Annotated in this window: 14 protein-coding genes and 1 tRNA gene; 5 read left to right on the top strand and 10 right to left on the bottom strand. The window is 65.4% G+C overall.

Annotation, left to right across the window (positions count from 1 at the left end):
• Positions 1-25 precede the first annotated feature (25 nt).
• On the bottom strand, positions 26-1,681 hold the full coding sequence (locus JL811_RS01045; RefSeq protein ID WP_237684717.1) for a Na/Pi cotransporter family protein: 1,656 nt from the start codon (positions 1,679-1,681) through the stop codon (positions 26-28).
• 244 nt (positions 1,682-1,925) lie between these two features.
• Between JL811_RS01045 and JL811_RS01040 the strand changes: the two genes are divergently transcribed.
• Positions 1,926-3,557: a 5-guanidino-2-oxopentanoate decarboxylase gene (locus JL811_RS01040; RefSeq protein ID WP_202686363.1), complete on the top strand. Its 1,632-nt coding sequence runs from the start codon at positions 1,926-1,928 to the stop codon at positions 3,555-3,557.
• A 6-nt stretch (positions 3,558-3,563) separates the two neighbouring features.
• On the opposite strand, the gene JL811_RS01035 is transcribed toward JL811_RS01040, so the two are convergent.
• The 6 genes from JL811_RS01035 to JL811_RS01010 all read right to left on the bottom strand — a co-directional run bounded on the left by JL811_RS01035 (position 3,564) and on the right by JL811_RS01010 (position 11,382).
• On the bottom strand, positions 3,564-4,727 hold the full coding sequence (locus JL811_RS01035; protein WP_202686362.1) for an amidohydrolase family protein: 1,164 nt from the start codon (positions 4,725-4,727) through the stop codon (positions 3,564-3,566).
• Positions 4,728-4,975: 248 nt separating this feature from the next.
• Positions 4,976-8,014 carry a protein kinase family protein gene (locus tag JL811_RS01030; protein WP_202686361.1) on the bottom strand — a complete coding sequence of 1,013 codons (3,039 nt, stop codon included), beginning with the start codon at positions 8,012-8,014 and terminating at the stop codon, positions 4,976-4,978.
• A gap of 40 nt (positions 8,015-8,054) precedes the next feature.
• Entirely contained in the window at positions 8,055-9,650 is a 1,596-nt protein-coding gene (locus tag JL811_RS01025; protein ID WP_202686360.1) for a hypothetical protein, read from the bottom strand.
• Between the two features lie 120 nt (positions 9,651-9,770).
• Positions 9,771-10,844 carry a fatty acid desaturase gene (locus JL811_RS01020; RefSeq protein ID WP_202686359.1) on the bottom strand — a complete coding sequence of 358 codons (1,074 nt, stop codon included), beginning with the start codon at positions 10,842-10,844 and terminating at the stop codon, positions 9,771-9,773.
• A 250-nt stretch (positions 10,845-11,094) separates the two neighbouring features.
• Positions 11,095-11,220: a type B 50S ribosomal protein L36 gene (gene ykgO, locus JL811_RS01015; RefSeq protein ID WP_202686358.1), complete on the bottom strand. Its 126-nt coding sequence runs from the start codon at positions 11,218-11,220 to the stop codon at positions 11,095-11,097.
• A gap of 87 nt (positions 11,221-11,307) precedes the next feature.
• Positions 11,308-11,382: transfer RNA gene (locus JL811_RS01010), tRNA-Val, on the bottom strand.
• A gap of 157 nt (positions 11,383-11,539) precedes the next feature.
• Between JL811_RS01010 and JL811_RS01005 the strand changes: the two genes are divergently transcribed.
• Positions 11,540-12,400 (top strand): N-formylglutamate amidohydrolase, encoded by an 861-nt coding sequence (locus tag JL811_RS01005; protein ID WP_202686357.1) that lies wholly within the window; start codon positions 11,540-11,542, stop codon positions 12,398-12,400.
• Positions 12,401-12,492: 92 nt separating this feature from the next.
• Here the strand turns inward: JL811_RS01005 and clpB are convergent, their stop codons facing one another.
• Positions 12,493-15,108, bottom strand: coding sequence for an ATP-dependent chaperone ClpB (gene clpB / locus JL811_RS01000; RefSeq protein ID WP_202686356.1), 2,616 nt, complete (start codon positions 15,106-15,108; stop codon positions 12,493-12,495).
• Positions 15,109-15,424: 316 nt separating this feature from the next.
• On the opposite strand from clpB, the gene JL811_RS00995 reads away from it, so the two are divergent.
• Entirely contained in the window at positions 15,425-15,625 is a 201-nt protein-coding gene (locus tag JL811_RS00995; RefSeq protein WP_202686355.1) for a hypothetical protein, read from the top strand.
• 11 nt (positions 15,626-15,636) lie between these two features.
• Complete coding sequence (locus JL811_RS00990; protein ID WP_237684716.1) at positions 15,637-15,897, top strand: hypothetical protein; 261 nt, start codon at positions 15,637-15,639, stop codon at positions 15,895-15,897.
• 3 nt (positions 15,898-15,900) lie between these two features.
• Here JL811_RS00990 and JL811_RS00985 read toward each other — a convergent pair whose 3' ends face one another.
• Positions 15,901-16,677, bottom strand: coding sequence for a hypothetical protein (locus JL811_RS00985; RefSeq protein WP_202686354.1), 777 nt, complete (start codon positions 16,675-16,677; stop codon positions 15,901-15,903).
• A gap of 143 nt (positions 16,678-16,820) precedes the next feature.
• On the opposite strand from JL811_RS00985, the gene pyrF reads away from it, so the two are divergent.
• Complete coding sequence (gene pyrF, locus JL811_RS00980; protein ID WP_202686353.1) at positions 16,821-17,522, top strand: orotidine-5'-phosphate decarboxylase; 702 nt, start codon at positions 16,821-16,823, stop codon at positions 17,520-17,522.
• Positions 17,523-17,595: 73 nt separating this feature from the next.
• Here the strand turns inward: pyrF and JL811_RS00975 are convergent, their stop codons facing one another.
• Positions 17,596-18,717, bottom strand: a complete 1,122-nt coding sequence (locus JL811_RS00975) for a baeRF11 domain-containing protein (RefSeq protein ID WP_202686352.1) — start codon at positions 18,715-18,717, stop codon at positions 17,596-17,598.
• Positions 18,718-18,982 lie beyond the last annotated feature (265 nt).

Raw genomic sequence — 18,982 nt, 5'->3', positions numbered from 1 at the left:
AAGGTGGATCAGGCGCAGGGATGGGTCAGGCGGTTTCGCGTTCTGCCGGGGCAAGGCGGCTTTCCAGCAGATGCCCGCATTCCTTCAGGATCGGATAGGCGGTCTTGACCAGCAGCGAGTTGATCTCTTTCAGCGCGCGCACGATTTCCAGATGCATGTCGCTGGTCTCGATGCTTTCGGCCTGACCCGATTGCAGGCGCGCCAGATGCTTGTCATGGCTTTCGCGTTCCAGACGGCGCATCACTTCCTTTTCCGCCGCAAGCGTGCGGGCGCTGGCCAGATCGCCCGAGACGAGCACATTCATCGCCAGTTGCAGATTGGCCTCGACCCGCGCATGCAGGCGGTTCATCTCCAGCCAGCCCTCGGCGGAAAAGCGCAGCCGCTTGCGGGCCTTTTCCTCGGCCAGTGTCAGCAGGGTCTTGGCGATCAGATCGCCGATATATTCAAAATCGGTCGCGGTGGCCGACAGTTCCAGCCCGCGCCGCGCCTCGTCCTTCGACAGCGTGCCGCGGTTCATTCCGGCAATGAACATCTTGATATCGGTATGGCGGCGGTTGATCTCGTCATCGGTGGCGCGGATGCGCGCGATCGCGGATTTGTCACCGCCCTCGATAAGGTCCATGACCGGGCGGAACATCAGTTCCACCGTTTCACCCATATGCAGAAGTTCGCGCTTGGCCGAGGCAAGCGCCAGCGCGGGCGTCGCGGCCGTCTTGCCGTCCAGCGCGGAAATGAAAGGCTTGGCGGCATCGGGCGCCATCGGTTCGGGCCAGAGCCGCGCAGTCAGGCGGTCCACCACCCCCACCAGCGGCAGCGCCAGCAAAACCAGCGCCGCATTGAACAGCACATGGAAATTCACCAGTTGTTGCCCGGCCCCGGCCCCCAGCCGCTCCAGCGGCACCGGAACGGCGATCACCGCCAAAAGCGCCAGCGCCGCGCCCACGCCCCGCACGATCAGATTGCCCAAGGGGATGCGCCGCGCCGGCAATGGCATGGCACGGGTCAGCCAGACGCCAACCAGCCCGCCACCCAGATTGGCCCCCAGCACCATCGGCAGCGCGGCCTCCATCGGCAACAGGCCCGAACCGGCAAAACTGACAAAGATCAGCACCGTCGCGACCGAGGAATGCACAGCCCATGCCAGCAGTGCCGCCACAGCAAAGGCGGTCAGCGGATCGCCCGCCAGATAGCCCGCTACGACCGGCAGCATGCTGCTTTCGCGCAGGGGTTCGGTCGCCTCGGAAATCATCGCCAGCGACATCAGGATGAAGGCCACCCCCAGCAGGATGCGCCCCCATTGCCGCGCGGCACGGCTTTCAAGTTTCAGAAACAGCACCGTGCCCGCAAGGATCAGCATCGGCACCAGTTCCGACAGGTCATAGGACAGTACTTTGACCACCAGCGCCGACCCCAGATCGGCCCCGATCATCGCCGCCAGCCCCGCCGCGATGCCAAGGATCCCGCTGGCCGCAAACCCCGCCGCCAGCAACCCCACCGCCGTTGAACTTTGCAGCACCACCGCCAGCGCCGTACCGACAAGCGCCATGCCGGGCTGCCCGCCCCGGGCCCCGCGCAGCGCCGATTTCAGCGCCGGACCATGCGCGCGTTCCACCCCCGTCCGCACCATCCGCACCGCCCAGAGAAGCAGCATCACGGCAGCGGCAAGATGGAAAAGGATCATGAACGGATGCATTGCGGTATCCTGCCCGGGTCCGGGCCGAAAAAGGGATGAACGGGTCGGGGTCAAGGGGGGCATCGCGGCCAATCCCCTTATGTGACGGATTATCCGGTGAAAAGAAAGGGTCTGCAAGCCCTGCCGATTTCGGTGGTGCGCGATGGCAGAGCGGCTAGGGTATGGCCGGGGTCGGGGTCGTGCAGACCATCGGCCTCGCGGCAGGACAAAGGCGACAGGAGGCACGCAGACCATGACAACGGCAATCTCGACAGGTGTCTATCTGACCCATCTGCTGCGCGCCTATGGCGTCGACACGGTGTTCGGCATCCCCGGCGTGCATACGATCGAGCTGTATCGCGGGCTGGCCGGGTCGGGGATCCGCCATGTGACGCCGCGCCATGAACAGGGGGCGGGCTTCATGGCCGACGGCTTTGCCCGCGCCTGCGGGAAACCGGGGGTCTGTTTCATCATTTCCGGGCCCGGCATGACCAATATCTTCACCGCCATGGGGCAGGCCTATGGCGACAGTATCCCGATGCTGGTGATCTCGACCGTGAACGCGCATGGCCGCATGGGATCGGGACGCGGCTGGCTGCATGAACTGCCCGACCAGCAGGCCATGGCGGCCGGGGTCTCGGCCTTCAGCCGCACGATCCACCGGCCCGAGGATCTGGCCCCCGCGCTGGCCGAGGCTTTCGCGGTTTTTGACAGCACGCGGCCCCGTCCGGTGCATCTGGAACTACCCATCGACGTGATGCTGGCCGATGCGGGCCATCTGCCCTTGCCCGAAACCGTGCTGCGCGTCGGGCGCGCAGGTCCCGATCCGGCGCTGGTCGGCCGTGCGGCGGAATGGCTGTCGGGTGCGCAAAATCCGCTGATCCTTGCAGGCGGCGGCGCGCTTGGCGCGGCGAATGTGCTGCCGGATCTGGCCAAGGCACTGGATGCGCCCGTGGTGATGACGACCAATGCACGCGGCCTGCTGCCGCCGGGGCATCCGCTGGCGGTCACGCTCAGCCCCTCGATGCCCGCGACGCGCGCGCTGATCGCGGCGGCGGATGTCGTGCTGGCCATCGGCACCGAATTCGGCCCCACCGATTACGACATGTATGAGGATGACGGCCTGACCCTGCCCGGACGGCTTATTCGGCTGGAGATCGACCCGGTGCAGGCGCTACGCGGCGCCCGGCCCGCACTGGTGCTGACCGGCGATGCCCGGCTGGGCGTTGCGGCGCTGCAGGCCGCGATCCCGCCCCGCCCCGCCGGAACGGGTGCCGCCCGGGCGGCAGACGCGCAGGCCGGGATCGGTGCGCTGTCCGGTCTGATGCGCGCCGATCTGGCGCTGCTGAACCTTGTGCGCGACACGCTGCCCGAGGCGCTGATTGCGGGGGATTCGACGCAGTTGGTCTATTCCGGCAATACCGCCTTTGCGGCGGCGCGTCCGGGGGGCTATTTCAACTCGGCCACCGGTTTCGGCACGCTGGGCTACGGCCTGCCCGCCGCCATCGGGGCCGCACTGGCCGATGATGCGCCGGTTATCTGCCTTACGGGCGATGGCGGGCTGCAATTCTGCCTGTCGGAACTGACCAGCGCGGTTGAGGCCAGGGCCCCGGTGATCATGCTTTTGCATGACAATGACGGTTACGCCGAGATCAAATCGGCAATGGTCGCGCAGAATGTCCCCCCCTTGGGCGTCGATATCCTGACGCCCGATCTGTCCGCCATCGCACGGGCCTGCGGCTGGCAGGTGGTGGATCTGGAGGGGGCGGAGGATCCGGTCGCGGAATTCACAGCCGCGTTGCGGCAAGCCGTGACCTCGGCGGCCTCGGGCGGGCAGGTGATGATCCGCTTCACCGATACGCTGCGCCGCGCCTTTCTGCGCTGACCCCGCTTACTGCGCGGCAAAGCGCGTCGCAGGGCGCGGGCGGAAGCGGCTGCGCCATTCGGGCCGGGCATGGACCAGCCGCCCGTCGCAGATCACCGCCGCGATGCGCCGCGTCGCGGCATCAACGATGACCAGATCGGCACGCAGGCCCGACGCGATGCGGCCCCTGTCATGCAGCCCCAGCAGCGCCGCCGGGATCGTGGACAGCGCGCCCCAGCCTGTCGCCAGACTGCAAAGCCCCTGATCTGCAAGGCGGAAGGCGGCGGCGACCAATGCGGCCGGATCGCCTTGCGAGGCCAGCGCCACCCGCCCGCCCGCGCGCAGCAGATCCTGCATCAGTCGCGCCTCCTCGGGGTCGCCCGCCGCGATCCGCCGCGCCGACAGCACCACGCCATCGCCGACCGGTGGCGCCGCCATCGCCGCACGGCGTGAGCCCGGAAATTCCGCGATCCGAGCGCCCATCATGGCATGCAACTCTCGCGTTTCGGCATCCGGATCCCCCGATGATCCGAACCGCACCCCCGCCATGTCAAATCCCCCCGCCAGCGCGCGCAGCGACGCGGGCACCGCCCCGGCCCCGGCAAAGGCCGCCGCCATCCGCGCCAGCAATTCGGCAGCGGTCAGCCCCAACCCCTTCGCGCGCTGTTCAAATTCCTGCGGCTGGCGGCGATGCAGCGCCATCAGCGGCTCCAGACTGTCGGTCAGTACGGCATAGCGCAGGTTGAACAGGTCCATCGCCGACAGCAACGGCGCGGCCATAGCGGCCAGTCGAATCTCGACACAGGGTTTCACGCGCAGATCGGTCAGCGCCCCGGCACGGCGGCGCGCCACCGCCTGCATCAGGTTGCAGGCCCCGTCATGACCGTTCCAGCCTGTCGTCCAGCCCCAATGCTGCACCAGATGGCCGGTGGTCACGCCGCCGCGCGCCGCGCGCCGGTCCAGCGCAGCCAGCACGCTGTCCAGATCCCGCGCTGCACGCAGCGGGAAAGGGGTGGGTCCGTGCAGATCGACGATGCCCGGCAGGATCAGACAACCGGCCAGATCCACCTCGGCCGCCCCCGGTTGCGGCTGTCCCAGACGCCCGGTCGCGATCCCTTGTTCGGCCGGTTCCAGCGCCCCGTCGCGCAGCACCTTTGCCCCGGTCAGCCACAGATCCGGCAACCGCCGCATCGCGGGTTCCGGCTTGCGCGGACTGGGCAGGGTATCGGCGCGCTGAAGAGACGGGCGGGGCGGCATCGGTCGGGGTCCACAGGCTGCGCCGGGAAGGGCGGTTCGGGGCGGGATAGGCCTGTGGATAACCTGCAAAGGCGACGGCGCTGTGACAGCCTGTCACGCCCCTGCCCGAGCGTGACATCTGCGCCCGCCATCCGCTCGCGCACGCTATTGCCAGCCACTCCAAAGCGCCTGTCGTGCGCCTGTCAGGCGCCCGGGCCATCCTCGATATCAGCCTCATAGCCCGAGGGATCAACCTCTCCGGGTTGCCGGGGGGCGGGCGGGATCGCTTGCGTGCCGGGCCGGGGCGGCGGCGGCTTGCGGGGCGGAATCGGGGGCGGGCTGGATTTCTGCGCAAGATCCTGTTCAGACTTCTTGCGCGGGCCGAACCGGGCCGATACTTCGGCAAGCTGCTGTTCTGCAAGATAGAATTTCGCAGAATCGCCAAGCGCCGCCTTTACCGCCTTGTCGATCCCCGCGACCTGATCGCCATAGGCCTTCAGCCTTGTATTCACCGCGACCATCACGTCGGCGGCCTTTTGCGGGTCGCGGTCCATCAGGCCGTAGAAATCCGATTGCAGCTTGGTGATCTCGGCCTTGCGACGGTCGCGCAGCGCCACCGCCGCCTTCAGCGTCAGCGTTCCGCCGCCATCCTCGGCGACGGCCACGGTTTTCGACGGATCATTCAGCGCGTTGTCATATTCGGCCTTGCCGCCAAGACGCGCCCCGTCGAACCCCTCGCTGATCTTCTTCATCCAGAAGTCTTTTTTCGTCTGGGCCTTCTGCATCTGATCGCGGTTGAACTGCGCATCCTCGGGTTTGGCCGAGGCAAGCCGGGACTGCGCGGTGTTGATCTGATCATCCAGCGCCGTCACCATCGTCTGCAGCAGGCTGAGCGGAACATCGCCCTTGCCCGAGGTGATCGCGGGCATGAAGGCTTTCCAGCTTCCGTCCATCTTGGACGGTTCATTGGACTTGAACTCATCTGCCTGAAGCGTCACCCGCACCTTTGCCACGGCCGCATTCATTTCCGAGGCCGAGGAGACAAGCTCTTTCACGTCCTCGGGGTGATGGTCCTGTTCTGCACTGTTCAGATAGGTGCTGGCCAGAACCGCATCCAGCGACGGGCGCTTGTCGGGGTCGGGATCGGACAGCCCCTTGGCCAGCCGCCCCAGTGCCGTGACGGGCTGGGCGTTTTCCCTTGTGGCCTTGCCCTGATCCATGTCGGGGCCCCCAAGGGCGCGCAGGATTCCATGCAAGGCAAAGGCATCGGCGCGCGAGGTCACGGGTGCATCGGTCCGGCCCTCCACCTCGGGGGCGGCATAGCCCCCGGTGGTCTGGAAACCGCCGGTCTCCTGATCGGGCGCGGTGCCGTCATCGCCGATGAAGCGGCTTTCGCCGAAGTCGATCACCTTCAGCGTGCCCTCGGCGGTCATCATCATATTGGCGGGCTTCAGGTCATTATGGACAAGACCGCGCGCCTCCATCGCCTTCATCGCCATGACGGCCTGCCGCAGCATGTCCTGCGCGATGGCCTGCCGCGCCTCGGGCGGCAGGATGCCCTGCCGTTCCAGTTCGACCAGCGCATTGCCCGCAAGGGTCACATCGCCGCCTTCGGCATCTTCCAGCATCAGGTGCAAGGATCCGTCCGAGGACACCGCCGCGCCTTCCATGCCGACAAGGTTCTTCGCCCCGGGCGCATCCGGATCCTCGTTCAGCAATTGCCGATGGGTGCGCATCTCCTCGACCATCGCCGCGCGCTTTTTGTCCGAGACATTCCCCGTCAGCGATTTCACCACGACCGTCTTGCCGGTCGCTGGGTCACGATAGCGGCGCACAGCGCCGAATCCGCCCTCGCCCAGCGTTTCGGCCAGATCGTAATCCACACCGCCGACGCTGATCTTCGACTTGTCATCGGCCATCCGGTTGGGGCTTGAGGCAAGGATTTCGGCCCGCATCGCCTCGGCCACCCGTTTAAAACAGGCGGCCTGCGAGTCACTTTGCCCGCCGGGCGCATCGACGCCGCAGACCGACAGCGAACACATCTGCGCCAGTTCCTCGGGCGTCTTGAGCAGAAGATCAAAAATCTCATCGCCTTTCGGATCAAGCGTTTTCAGAACGGCCTTGATCCGCATAGCCGCGAAATCAGCCAGATCGGCCGCCATGTCTTCGGGCACTTCATCTGGAAAATCATCGCTGTCCGAAACGGCCGCCCCGAAAATGCGATCCCCGTCGAAACCGACAGGCTCGGGCGCCCGGCTTACAGGACCAGACCCGGTATTGGCGACCAGCCCGGCATCGGTCAGCCCGTCGGCGCGCATCCGCGCCACGGCCTTGTCCAGCCGGATGTCATCCTCAAGTTCATTGATCAGCGCGGAAAGGCCCTGATCCTTCAGATCCGCGCGGGCATCATCGGTTTTTGCATCCGGCTGCACCGCATTTTCACGCTCCTGAAACTTTGAGCCCCCTGCCCGCAACAGCTCGATCGCGCCCTGATTCTCCTTGAAATTCCTCAGGCGCTTGCTCGTAAAGACATTGTTATCAATTGCCAGATTGTCATTCTCGGTCGCGCGGGCGCTGATCGTCCCGAACCGTGTCTTCAACGCGGCAACCGCCTTGGACAGTCCGGCGGTTTCCGCAACGCGGATCTCTTCGGCGATTTCATCCAGTCGCGCTGGCACCTTCTTCGTGCCAAGCTGCCCTGCGAAGGTCAGGCAATTGGCATTCAGCAATTCATTCTCGGCGCGAAGTTGCGGCTCCACCGTCTTGATCTGATTGTTGATGAACCGGGTATAGGTTTCCAGATCGGGCTGGTCCGCCGCCTTGGGCATCGCCCGGACCCGGTCCAGAAAGCGCCGCTGATCGCCCAGAACGCGCACACAGATGGCGCGGCACTGGGTCACGTCGCTATCAAGCCTGTCGATCTTGGCAGTGATCGAGGCCAGCGCAATCGCCTCGATCCGGGCGGGGCTAGCGGTCTTGGCCTGCGCCTTCACAGCGCTCAGCGCCTTGTAGGCATTCGAGAATTTTCCATCCTTGGCCAGCGCATCGGCAGCGGTCAGACCCTGTTCCACCTGCACACGCTGCGGCGCATTCGCATCCAGCGCGGCAAGATAGGTTTCTGCCTTGGCGCGGCGGCGGCGGTAATCCTCCCAATCCGACTTGATGGATTTGGCCCGGGTGAAACGCCCCTTGGACTTGAGGGCGGCGTCGAGCCATTTGCGCTGATCGTCGTCGAGTGCCATCGTCTTTATCCTGTTCGTGATCCCGGAATCTGGCCCCCCGTCAGGCAAGACTGCGGGAAATTGCCGTCAAGGCCACGCGGGCGCGGGCGGCCACCGAAACCGGTTCAAAGGGATTCTGGTCAATCATGGTGAAAGGCGCGGCACCCAGCATCGCCTCATATTCGGAAACCACTGCCGCCGCCTGCCGCTTCAGCGTCTCGCGCGCCCGGCCCTCGGGGGAATTGGTCAGATCATCCAGCACGGTCTGCAACCGTTCATCAATGCGTTCGACCTGCGCCACGATCTCGCGCCCGGCGGCGGCGATCTCGGCGGCATCCTCGTCATCCGCCCCGGAGGCGGCAATCCGGTCACCCAGTTTGCGCGCCTCATCCATCATCTTCGACCGCGCGCCCAGCCAGAGCACACGGGACCGCTGGAACGCCACGACACCGGCGGGCGGTGCATCCGCAGTCGCGGCGGGCCCCTGCCGCAGCAGCGTCGCCACGGCCCCCAGCGAGACGAGTGCCCGGTCATACTGCCCTTCGGCGGCAAGCCCGGTCGCGAAATTCCATTTCACGCGCAGATCCTGCCCGCCGCCCGCCGCCGCCGACAGGGCAGCGGTCACCTGCGGATCGACCAGCGCAAAGGCCTTGTCCCATTTGGCCTTTGCCTCAAGGGCCGGGCGCAGCACCTCCTGCACCTGCCGCAGCATTCCCAGGGCCGCTTCGGCCTCGGCGGCTTCGATCCGGACCAGCACGGTTTCAAGCTGCGCCTCCATCGGCTCGGCCAGCGCACCGGGCAGCGCCGCGATCTGTGCCAACAGTCCCTGCGCGGCCTCACGCAGTTTGGGCAGGCGCGGATCGGAGGCGGGCTGCGCCGCCGGGGCATCGGCCACGGTCGCGCCCTCAGCGCCAGAGGCGGCAGGCAGTTTGGCCAGAATCGCCTCGATCTGCGAAACCGTCTGTTCGCTGCGACCATAATCCCCGGCACGCAGCGCGGTCAGCGCACCCTTCATCGCCCCGGCCAGCGTTCCGGCCATGGCGGGGGGCGCTGCGGCAAGACGGGGCTGCACGGCCTTGACCCGCGCCACCAGCGCCTGCATCCGGCGCAGGTCCTCGGCGCTGTCAGGGGCGATATCGGCATCGGGCACGGCGGCCTCGGCGGCGGCGATGGCGCCGTCATCGGCCGCGCTGTCCCCGGCGCGCGCCTCCTCCTCGTCCTCGTCCTCGTCACCCTCTGCGGCGTCTTCCCCGGCGCTCCAGTCTTCGGTCTGGTCCTCGGCGGGCAGATCCTCGGCAGGCAGATCCTCGATATCGGCATCCAGCAGGTTGCCGTCCTGATCAAGGATCTGGACATTCAGGCCGATCTTGTTCTGCCGCAAAAGCCGCTTGAACAGCTTGGCCAGCATCGGCACGACCTTGCTGCAGCGCAGGCTGACCAGATTGCCCTTGGTTGTGAAGGTGCCGAAAGCGATCTTCGCCCCCAGACCTTCATTGCGGGCCAGTTTACCCAGAACCTCGGGCGTCTTTTTCAGATGGGCCGCGAAATAGTGGTCGTCCTCATCCGTGCCGGGATTGTAGCCAAAGGCGATTTCGCGGCTTTTGGACTTCTCGACAATTTTCTTGAGGGCCGCGCCCTCTGTCGGAAAACTGGACATGAACGCACCCGAAGAAATGAATTGACGCGCAGGATCGTGCTACAGGCCCTGCCCCTGCGTCAATCGCTTTCGCATGCCTGCGGACTTGTCCGCAGGGCCGCCCGGGCCCGGCCCATGGGGTCAGCCGACCGGATACATCCGATGCGCGCGGCGGAAGGACAGCAGCTTGTGCGTCTCCTCATCCCACAGATGCAGCCGCGCCGTCGCAAAGCTGTCCATCAGCGTCATGCGATGATTGTCCACCAGTTCGGGAAAATCGCGCAGCACATCGGGCAGCCGGTAGAACGGGATACGGCTGTAAAGATGGTGCACATGATGGATGCCGATATTGGCCGACATCCAGCGCAGCGGCGTGGGCAGGTCGTAATGCGAACTGCCGTCCAGGGCTGCATCATGCAATTGCCAGTCAGATTCACGCCGCCAATGGGTATCCTCAAACTGGTGCTGGACATAGAACAGCCAGACCCCGACCGAGGCGGCCGTGACCCATGTCGGCAGCACGACCAGCAGGAAGGCCGACCAGCCGCCCAGCCAGACCACCGCCACAATCCCCGCCAGCAGGACCAGATTGGTGCCCATGGCCGAAATCCAGTAAGACGCCCCCGACCGCATCAGCCCATAGGGCACGCGGTTCTGGATCAGGAAGATATAGGCCGGGCCGATCACGAACAGCACCAGAGGGCTGCGATAGATCCGGTACATGAAGCGCCCGAAGGCGGATCGCGCCCGGTATTCCGCCACCGTCAGCGTGGTGACATCCCCGATGCCGCGATGATCCAGATTGCCCGATGACGAATGGTGGATCGCATGCTGCCTGCGCCAGACATGGTAAGGCGTCAGCGTCAGCACGCCCAGACAGCGCCCGACCCAGTCCGACAGGCGGCGATTGGCAAAGAACGAAGCATGGCCGCAATCATGCTGAATGCAGAACAGCCGCACCAGAAAGCCGCCATTCAGCACCGCCAGCACCAGTGATGCCGGCCAGAAATAGGGCAGGATCGCAAAGGCCACCGCCCAGATCAGCGCGAAAGGCAGCACCGTCACCGCCACCTCGAACGCGCTGCGGGCGGGGTTCGGATCGCGGTACCGCGCCAGAACCCGCACCCAGTCCCGTGCCTCGCGGCTCGCTGGCTCGGAAGGCGTCTCTGCGCAAACCGGGTCACTCGCGGTCTCCCGCAGGTTCTGAAAGGTCATAGGCTCGATTTCCCCGTCGTGTCTGATCTGTTCTTGGGGCAGCACCGGAAGCGGTATACCCGTCCCCCCGCGAATAGGGCATCGGGGGCGGCGGTGCAATCATTCCCCGCAGTCCCGCCGCAATCTGCCGCAGCCCGCAACCGTCCCGGACCTTGCTCCGGGCCCGCCGGGAAACAGGCATTAAAAAACCGCCACCGGCAGAACCCGTGGCGGTTTTTCTGTCCCTCGCAAAGCCTTGCGGCCCGGCGGTTCAGCCCTGACGGGCCTTGAAGCGCTTTTGCGTCTTGTTGATAACATAGACGCGGCCCTTGCGGCGCACGACCTGGCAATCGCGATGCCGCGTCTTGAGCGAGCGGAGCGAGTTCGCAACCTTCATCGTTTCTCTCCTTCTTCGCGGCGCGGATGCACGGAAGGCGTGCGCCATGAAACTCAAAAACCCCCGGTCAGGCCGGGGGCGGTGAAATGGTGGGCGGTACTGGGATCGAACCAGTGGCCACTACGATGTCAACGTAGTGCTCTACCGCTGAGCTAACCGCCCACGCTCCGTCATCGCGGCCCGCCCTGTCCGTCCGCAAGGGACATTCCGGCAGGCCCACCATTCAGGTCCGCGACGCTATAAAAGGAGTCGCCGTCCTGTTCAAGGGGTTTCGGCACCGGAAAATTCCGGTCTATACTTTCCCATTGCCGGAGGTCCGATGTCCGACCCATCCTATCGCCTGTCGCTTCCCGCCCGGCGCAGCACGCCGGTGGTTTTTTCGTCTCCGCATAGCGGCAATGATTACAGCGTCGAATTCCGGCAACGCTCTCGCCTTGATGCGCTGGCGCTGCGTTCGTCCGAGGATGCCTTTGTCGACCGGCTTTTCGCCTGTGCCCCGCTGTTGGGCGCGCCCCTGCTGGCCGCCCGGATGCCGCGCGCCTGGATCGACCTCAACCGCGCGCCCGAAGAACTCGACCCCGCCCTGATCGAGGAAGTGCCGCGTCAGCCCCATAATCCGCGCATCGCCTCGGGACTGGGGGTGATCCCCCGCGTCGTCTCGGCGGGCCGCCCGATCTATCACGGCAAGATCAGCAAAGATGAGGCCGATGACCGGTTGAGCCGGCACTGGCAGCCCTATCACCGGGCCTTGCGCGGACTTCTTGACGAAAGCCACCGCCTGTTCGGGCAAGCGATCTTGATTGATTGCCACTCGATGCCGCATGAGGCGATCGAGGCGCAGGGCCGCCCCGGCACCCCCCCGCCCGAGGTGGTGCTGGGTGACCGGTTCGGCGCGGCCGCCGACCGCGCCATCGTCGACCGCATCGCCGCCGCCTTCAGCGCTGAAGGCCTGCGGGTCGCCCGCAACACGCCTTTTGCCGGGGCCTATATCGCCCAGACCTATGGCCGTCCCTCACGCCGTCAGCATGTCGTGCAGATCGAGATCGACCGCGCGCTTTACATGCAAGAAAGCAGCCTGACCCCCCGTCCCGATTTCGACCGGTTCGCCGATCTGATCGCCCGCGTCGTGGCCGGGATCACCGAAACCGGACGCGACGCGCTGCCGCTGGCGGCGGAATAGCGCAGGCTATCCCTTTCATCCTGGCGGAAATACCTCGCAGGGGGTGCGGGGCGCGCGCAGCCCCCCGCGTTCCGTCATTTCCGCAATAGCGATCAATGCACCACTGCCTCGGCGGGCGGCACCCGGCGCGAGGCGCTGATCCGGTTGCCGATATGCAACCCGTCCGGTCCGGCCGTGACCGGAACCGTGCTGCCGTCAAGAACATCCCCCGACAGCAGCATCCCGGCCAGCGGATCCTGCAGATGGCGCTGGATCACCCGTTTCAGGGGCCGCGCGCCAAAGACCGGATCATAGCCTTCATCGGCCAGCCATGCCTTGGCCGCCGCGTCCAGATCCAGCACGATCTTGCGCCCCGCCAGCCGTTTTTCCAGCCGTTTGAGCTGGATTTCCACGATGCCCGCCATATCCGCCCGGTCCAGCCGGTCGAAGATGATCTGCTCATCCAGCCGGTTGAGGAATTCGGGACGGAAATGCGCGCGCACTGCCTCTTCGACCTCCCGCCGGGCCGGGCCGGGATCAACCCCTTCAGGCAGTTCCGACAGGGCCCGCGCGCCAAGGTTCGAGGTCAGGACGATCAGCGTCTGCTTGAAATCGACCCGGCGGCCCTGCCCGTCGGTCAGCACCCCGTCATCCAGCACCTGCAACAGCACGTTGAAGACGTCCGGATGCGCCTTTTCCACCTCGTCGAACAGCACGACCTGATAGGGGCGACGGCGCACCGCCTCGGTCAGCACGCCCCCCTCGTCATAGCCGACATAGCCGGGCGGCGCGCCGATCAGCCGCGACACCGAATGTTTCTCCATGAATTCCGACATGTCGATGCGCACCATCGCGGCATCGTCATCGAACAGATATTCGGCTACGGCCTTGGTCAGTTCGGTCTTGCCCACGCCCGTCGGCCCCAGAAACAGGAACGACCCCAGCGGGCGGTTCTCGTCATTCAGACCGGCCCGCGCGCGGCGCACAGCATTGGCGACGGCGGTCAGCGCCGGTTTCTGTCCGATCACGCGGCGGCCAAGCTCTTCCTCCATGCGCAACAGCTTCTCGCGCTCGCCTTCCAGCATTTTCGAGGTGGGAATCCCCGTCCAGCGTTCGACAACCTCGGCAATCTGTTCGGGGCGCACGGCCTCGGACACAAGCGCATCGCCCTCACGGGCCTCGGCCTCGGCCAGTTTCTTTTCCAGTTCGGGAATACGGCCATATTGCAATTCGCCCGCGCGCTGGTAATTGCCCTCGCGCTTGGCCTGTTCCAGTTCGGCCCGGCCACGGTCAAGCTGTTCCTTCAGGTCCCGCGCCGCTTCCAGACTGTCGCGTTCGGCCTGCCATTTCGCGGTCATCGCATCCGACTGTTCACGCAGGTCGCCCAGTTCCTTTTCCAGCTTTTCCAGCCGGTCGCGGCTTGCGGCGTCATCCTCTTTCTTCAGCGCCTCGGCCTCGATCTGCAATTGCAGGATCTGGCGGTCCAGCGCGTCAAGCTCTTCGGGCTTGCTGTCCACCTCCATCCGCAACCGGCTTGCCGCCTCATCCATCAGGTCGATGGCCTTGTCGGGCAGGAACCGGTCAGTAATGTAGCGATGGCTGAGCGTGGCCGCCGCCACCAGCGCCGAATCGCTGATCCGCACGCCGTGGTGCAGCTCATATTTCTCCTTGATGCCGCGCAGGATGGAGATTGTATCCTCCACCGTCGGCTCGCTGACCATCACCGGCTGGAACCGCCGGGCAAGGGCCGCGTCCTTTTCGACATATTTGCGGTATTCATCCAGCGTGGTCGCGCCGACGCAATGCAGTTCCCCCCGCGCCAGCGCGGGTTTGATCAGGTTGGCCGCATCCATCGCGCCCTCGGATTTGCCCGCGCCGACCAGCGTATGCATTTCGTCGATGAACAGGATGATCTCCCCCGAGGCGGCCTCGATCTCTTTTAGGATCGCCTTCAGACGTTCCTCGAATTCACCGCGATATTTCGCGCCTGCAATCAATGCGCCCATGTCCAGCGCCATCAGCCGCTTGTTGCGCAGGGATTCGGGCACATCGCCATCGACGATGCGCAGCGCCAGCCCTTCGGCGATGGCGGTTTTCCCCACGCCCGGCTCCCCGATCAGCACCGGGTTGTTCTTGGTGCGGCGCGACAGCACCTGCATCGAGCGGCGGATTTCCTCGTCGCGCCCGATGATCGGGTCGATCTTGCCCTCGCGCGCGGCTTCGGTCAGGTCGCGGGCATATTTCTTCAGCGCCTCCATCGTGTCCTCGGACGAGGCGCTGTCGGCGGTGCGGCCCTTGCGGATGTCATTGATCGCGGAATTGAGGCTTTGCGCCGTCACGGCCCCGGCTACCAGCGCATCCTTGGCGCGCGTGTTCACCAGCGCCAGCGCGGTCAGCAGCCGTTCAACCGGCACGAAACTGTCGCCCGCCTTTTTCGAAACCTGTTCGGCCTCATCCAGCACCCGCACAAGGCTGGGGTCGATATAGGTCTGGCCGTCGCCACCGGTGACTTTCGGAAGTTTCGCAATGGCCTCATTGACGGCTTCGGTTACCCGCTCGGGCGCGCCGCCCGCGCGACGGATCAGATTGGCGGCAAGGCCCTGATCGTCATCCATCAGCGCCTTCAGCAGATGATCCGGCACAACGCGCTGATGGCTTTCGCGCATCGCGATGGTCTGAGCGGCCTGAAGGAAGCCGCGCGACCGCTCCGTGAACTTTTCAAGGTTCATCGGTCCTTCTCCTTTCAATGGCACCGCTTGCGGGATCACCCGTTATGGCATGGTCCCTGCGGCCTCGGTTCGGAAATGGGAAGTGCGGGCGCCCTGTGCAAGCATCCCACCCTGCAGGGGCCCAGATTTCCACGCCCGGTTGCACGCCCCCTGCCCCCCCGGGCGGTTTTCCGGTCCCGAGACCGTTGGCCCGCGCCATTCTCCACACGCATCCATCACCCAAGCGTGATTCGCGCATGGCTTTTGCAAGGAAACCGGCACCCCCATCTGCGCGTTAGGACTTCAGAGCGACGGAACAGGGACAAGGAGATTGCCCATGGCAAATACCGCCATTCGTATCGCAGATATCGCCTATGATGCCGCATGCCGCAGCTTTGACGCGGCGGTGGAATTTTTCTCCCCCGGTCTGCCGGTCCCGCTGCGTGTCGGTGTCCGGCTTCCTGCAGGGCCGGATCTTCCGCACAGGGCGCTGGTGCGCGGGCTTGTCCGTGCCGCCGAGCGCCAGATCCTGCGTTGAAGGAGAGCGCCATGCGTATTCTGTCCGCCCATGTCGAACATGCCCGCTATGCCCGCGACTTCGGGCAGGTCGAGGCGATCGTGGCCTTTCTGGTCAAGGATGAGGCGCGGCCCGTCCCCTATATCCTGCGCCGGCTGACAACCGTGACCGCGCGCGGCACGGCGCCCTTGCGCGAAAGGCTTGTCGCCTCGGCGCGCGCTTTGTTGGAGGCACCGCGGAAACTTCACCAGCCCCTGCCGCCGGCAAGCCATGCCGTAAGCCACGCCGCCTGAGGGTCAGCCGCGCCGCTTTGGCGTCAGCAGGCGCTCGGGCCGCGCGGCCTCGGCCGCCTTGAACAGACCAAAGGTCTGGTTGACGTAATTCACCACGCCCGAGATCTTTTCCAGATAGGCATCCAGTTCCGCCGTCCGTTCAGCCTCGACCACCTGCACCGGGCGGGCGGGATCGAAAGCCTCGAACTGAACATAGAACAGCGGCTCCCCCCGCCGCAGCACAATATCCTTGGTGATATCATGCCATTCAAAGGCCCACATCAGCGGGCGCGGCCAGATGTTCAGCGGAAACCGCCCGCCGAAAATCGTGCCGGGCAGCGGGTCGGGGCGGTAATGGGCAAACGTGCCCAGTTGCGTCAGATAGACGGTTTCATCGGCAATGAAACAATAGGGCAGCGAAAGCTGGATCGTCGGGCGGTCGGCAAATCGCCATTCGGCTTCATTCACCAGTGTCAGCACCTCGTTTAGCTTGTTGGCCCGCACCGGTGATGCGGTGCCGTTGCGGTTGATCAGATGCCCGCGCCCCTTGTCGTCACGCCCGAAGCCGATCTGCAGATCGAAGGGGCATTTCACGACGAAATAGCGGCTTTCCATCTGGATCACCGCCGGGCAGCGGCTGGCCGATTTCGCATGGCTCTTGTTGGTCTGGCGAAAGATCAGCCGTTCGGGCGGATCATACAGAATCGCGCCCTTGTCCTTGGTGAGGAACCAGCCCACGGTGACCGGGCCCGAGCCCTTGCCGTCCTCATCCGGGCGCTCGAACTCAAGATTGATCTGCATTGGCTGTCCTTTTTGCGGCTTGGCGCGATCCAAGCAAGGCCCGGGGGGCCTGTCAATGCGCCCTGATCCCGGCCAGTGCTTGACAGGGGACGCCGTTGCGCCCATGACGCGCCGGTTTCAATGGACAGCAAAGGGGCAGGACCATGGCGGATGACCGGCTGATCGTGGCACTGGATGTGCCCAATATCGTGCAGGGGCTGGAACTGGCCGACCGGATCGGCGATGCGGTTTCCTTCTACAAGATCGGGCTGGGAATGCTGACCGGGGGCGGGCTGGCCCTTGCCAATGAGCTGAAACAGGAACGCGGCAAGCGCATTTTCCTTGACATGAAGTTCTTCGATATCGGCGCGACGGTCGAGGCGGCGGTGCGCGGCATCGCGAAATATGACCTTGATTTCCTGACCGTGCATGGCGATCCGCAGGTGGTGCGCGCGGCCTGCGAAGGCAAGCGCGGCACGGATCTGAAAATCCTTGCGGTGACGGTGCTGACCTCGCTGGACCGCGCCGATCTGGATGCCAACCTGATCCGCCCCGGCGATATTGCCGAGATCACGGTTGAACGCGCGGCGCGCGCGCTGGAGGCCGGGGCCGATGGCGTAATCGCCAGCCCACAGGAAGCCGCGATGATCCGCGCGCTGCCGCAGGCGGCGGGGCGGCTGATCGTGACCCCGGGGGTGCGGCCCGCCGGATCGTCCAGCGGCGACCAGAAACGCATTGCGACACCCGCGCAGGCGATTGCAGACGGGGCCGATCACATCGTGGTCGGCCGACCGGTCTGGCAGGCCGCCGATCCGGCAGCGGCGGCCCGTGCGCTCATCGCCGAATTGCCGCAGCGCCGGGGTTGATCGGGGGTTGATTGCGGATTTTGCAGATCCGCGCGCCCGGCCCCGGCAAAGGGCAGCGGGCGCGCGGGTTTTTTCAGACCGCGTAACGCAGGATTGCCGCCAGCGGCGCACCGCCCGGGATATCCTCCTTGCGCACGGCAACGATATCGCCGCCCATTGCCAGAACACGGCCTGCGATTTCATCGACGACGCCGTAGGTGCTGGCGCTATCTTCCTTGTCCAGCGTCACCGCGCCGGTGATCTCATCCACCGTGCCCGGCACCACACCGTCGATATCGACCAGCAGCGTCTCAACCGCGCCATGGGTCGCGGCTCGGGCGGCAAGATCAAGCTGCGTCGTGGCCCGGCCCTCGGCCTCACGGGCGGAATAAACATCGTGAAGATCCTTCAGCCGCTGGACATGCAGCCCGTCCAGTATCGGGCGCGCCTCGGTTGCAAGTTCGTCGGGTGTCATCTGGCCCGGGCTGGTGCGGATCGTCTCACCCGCCAGCGGTTCATGGCTGCACAGGTTGCGGAACATCGACGCCAGAGGATCGGTCGCGGCCAGGATCAGTGGCTCAGACCGGCCCATTAGAACCGGGCGCAGCGCCTCATCCACCCGGCGGCAATAGGCGCGCAGCAGCACATTCTGACCTTCCGAACCGCCCAGACGGCGGCTGTAGGACCGGCTGTTGACTGTCGCACTGCCCGAGGCCGAGGCTGCATCCCTTGGCATATCCGCAACCCGCACCTGCTGCGCGGGGGCATCGGCGAAAACCTCGATCAGCCGCACGTCATTCTCGGCCAGCGCCAACACGAAGGCGTGCTGTTCGACCGAAACCGCGCGGAACAGCGGCTTGAGATGAAACCGGTCGGAAACCTGCACCAGAGACTGCAGCCTGTTGGGCAGGCGGAAACTGCGGAGCCGGTCGGGTGAGACGAAGATTGCAAGACTGTGGGCCTGATGCCGCCAGAAGGTGTCATCCTCCATCAGATCGGCCACCTGTTCCTCGATCGGCCACATGGTCCGTTTCGGGGTGCCTGCGGCCTCAAGCTGGTCGATCGCCTGTTTCAGCAGATTGCCCAACTCGATCCGTGCCTGTCCTATGGACTGGGTTTCCGGGGTGGTCGGGATGTAAAGCGACACATGGGCGTCACCGCGCTCCTCGGCCAGCCTACGAAGCTGTCCATCGGTGGGAATATCGAGATAAAGCATCTAACCTCCTGCAAATTCTGTAACGCACCTGTCAACGCGGCCCATGGTCCGGCGTTCCCGTCCAGGGCCACTGTTTGCCATATGGGGCCCCATACGCAGAATAGAACCTGCTTTCGGTCCGGAAACTGCACGTCCCCCCGCTTGCAGCCCCCCCGACCCCTCCTTATATACGCCCGGTAGCCGGAAGGGCGGCCGTGCCCCACGGGTTGCATCTGGGATCGGTGCTCAGGGGCCGTAACGGGCCTGGGCACCATAACATCGCCGT

This window comes from Szabonella alba, from assembly GCF_016765775.1.
GTDB classification, from domain to species: domain Bacteria; phylum Pseudomonadota; class Alphaproteobacteria; order Rhodobacterales; family Rhodobacteraceae; genus Szabonella; species Szabonella alba.
This window is presented reverse-complemented; position numbering and strand designations above follow the sequence as displayed.

Coding starts and splice junctions, on each gene's coding strand:
- JL811_RS00995 (WP_202686355.1), top strand. CDS start 15,425: ATGGCAAATACCGCCATTCGTATCGCAGATATCGCCTATGATGCCGCA.
- JL811_RS01045 (WP_237684717.1), bottom strand. CDS start 1,681: ATGATCCTTTTCCATCTTGCCGCTGCCGTGATGCTGCTTCTCTGGGCG.
- JL811_RS01025 (WP_202686360.1), bottom strand. CDS start 9,650: ATGTCCAGTTTTCCGACAGAGGGCGCGGCCCTCAAGAAAATTGTCGAG.
- JL811_RS01005 (WP_202686357.1), top strand. CDS start 11,540: ATGTCCGACCCATCCTATCGCCTGTCGCTTCCCGCCCGGCGCAGCACG.
- JL811_RS01035 (WP_202686362.1), bottom strand. CDS start 4,727: ATGCGGCGGTTGCCGGATCTGTGGCTGACCGGGGCAAAGGTGCTGCGC.
- clpB (WP_202686356.1), bottom strand. CDS start 15,108: ATGAACCTTGAAAAGTTCACGGAGCGGTCGCGCGGCTTCCTTCAGGCC.
- JL811_RS01030 (WP_202686361.1), bottom strand. CDS start 8,014: ATGGCACTCGACGACGATCAGCGCAAATGGCTCGACGCCGCCCTCAAG.
- JL811_RS00990 (WP_237684716.1), top strand. CDS start 15,637: ATGCGTATTCTGTCCGCCCATGTCGAACATGCCCGCTATGCCCGCGAC.
- JL811_RS00985 (WP_202686354.1), bottom strand. CDS start 16,677: ATGCAGATCAATCTTGAGTTCGAGCGCCCGGATGAGGACGGCAAGGGC.
- pyrF (WP_202686353.1), top strand. CDS start 16,821: ATGGCGGATGACCGGCTGATCGTGGCACTGGATGTGCCCAATATCGTG.
- ykgO (WP_202686358.1), bottom strand. CDS start 11,220: ATGAAGGTTGCGAACTCGCTCCGCTCGCTCAAGACGCGGCATCGCGAT.
- JL811_RS00975 (WP_202686352.1), bottom strand. CDS start 18,717: ATGCTTTATCTCGATATTCCCACCGATGGACAGCTTCGTAGGCTGGCC.
- JL811_RS01020 (WP_202686359.1), bottom strand. CDS start 10,844: ATGACCTTTCAGAACCTGCGGGAGACCGCGAGTGACCCGGTTTGCGCA.
- JL811_RS01040 (WP_202686363.1), top strand. CDS start 1,926: ATGACAACGGCAATCTCGACAGGTGTCTATCTGACCCATCTGCTGCGC.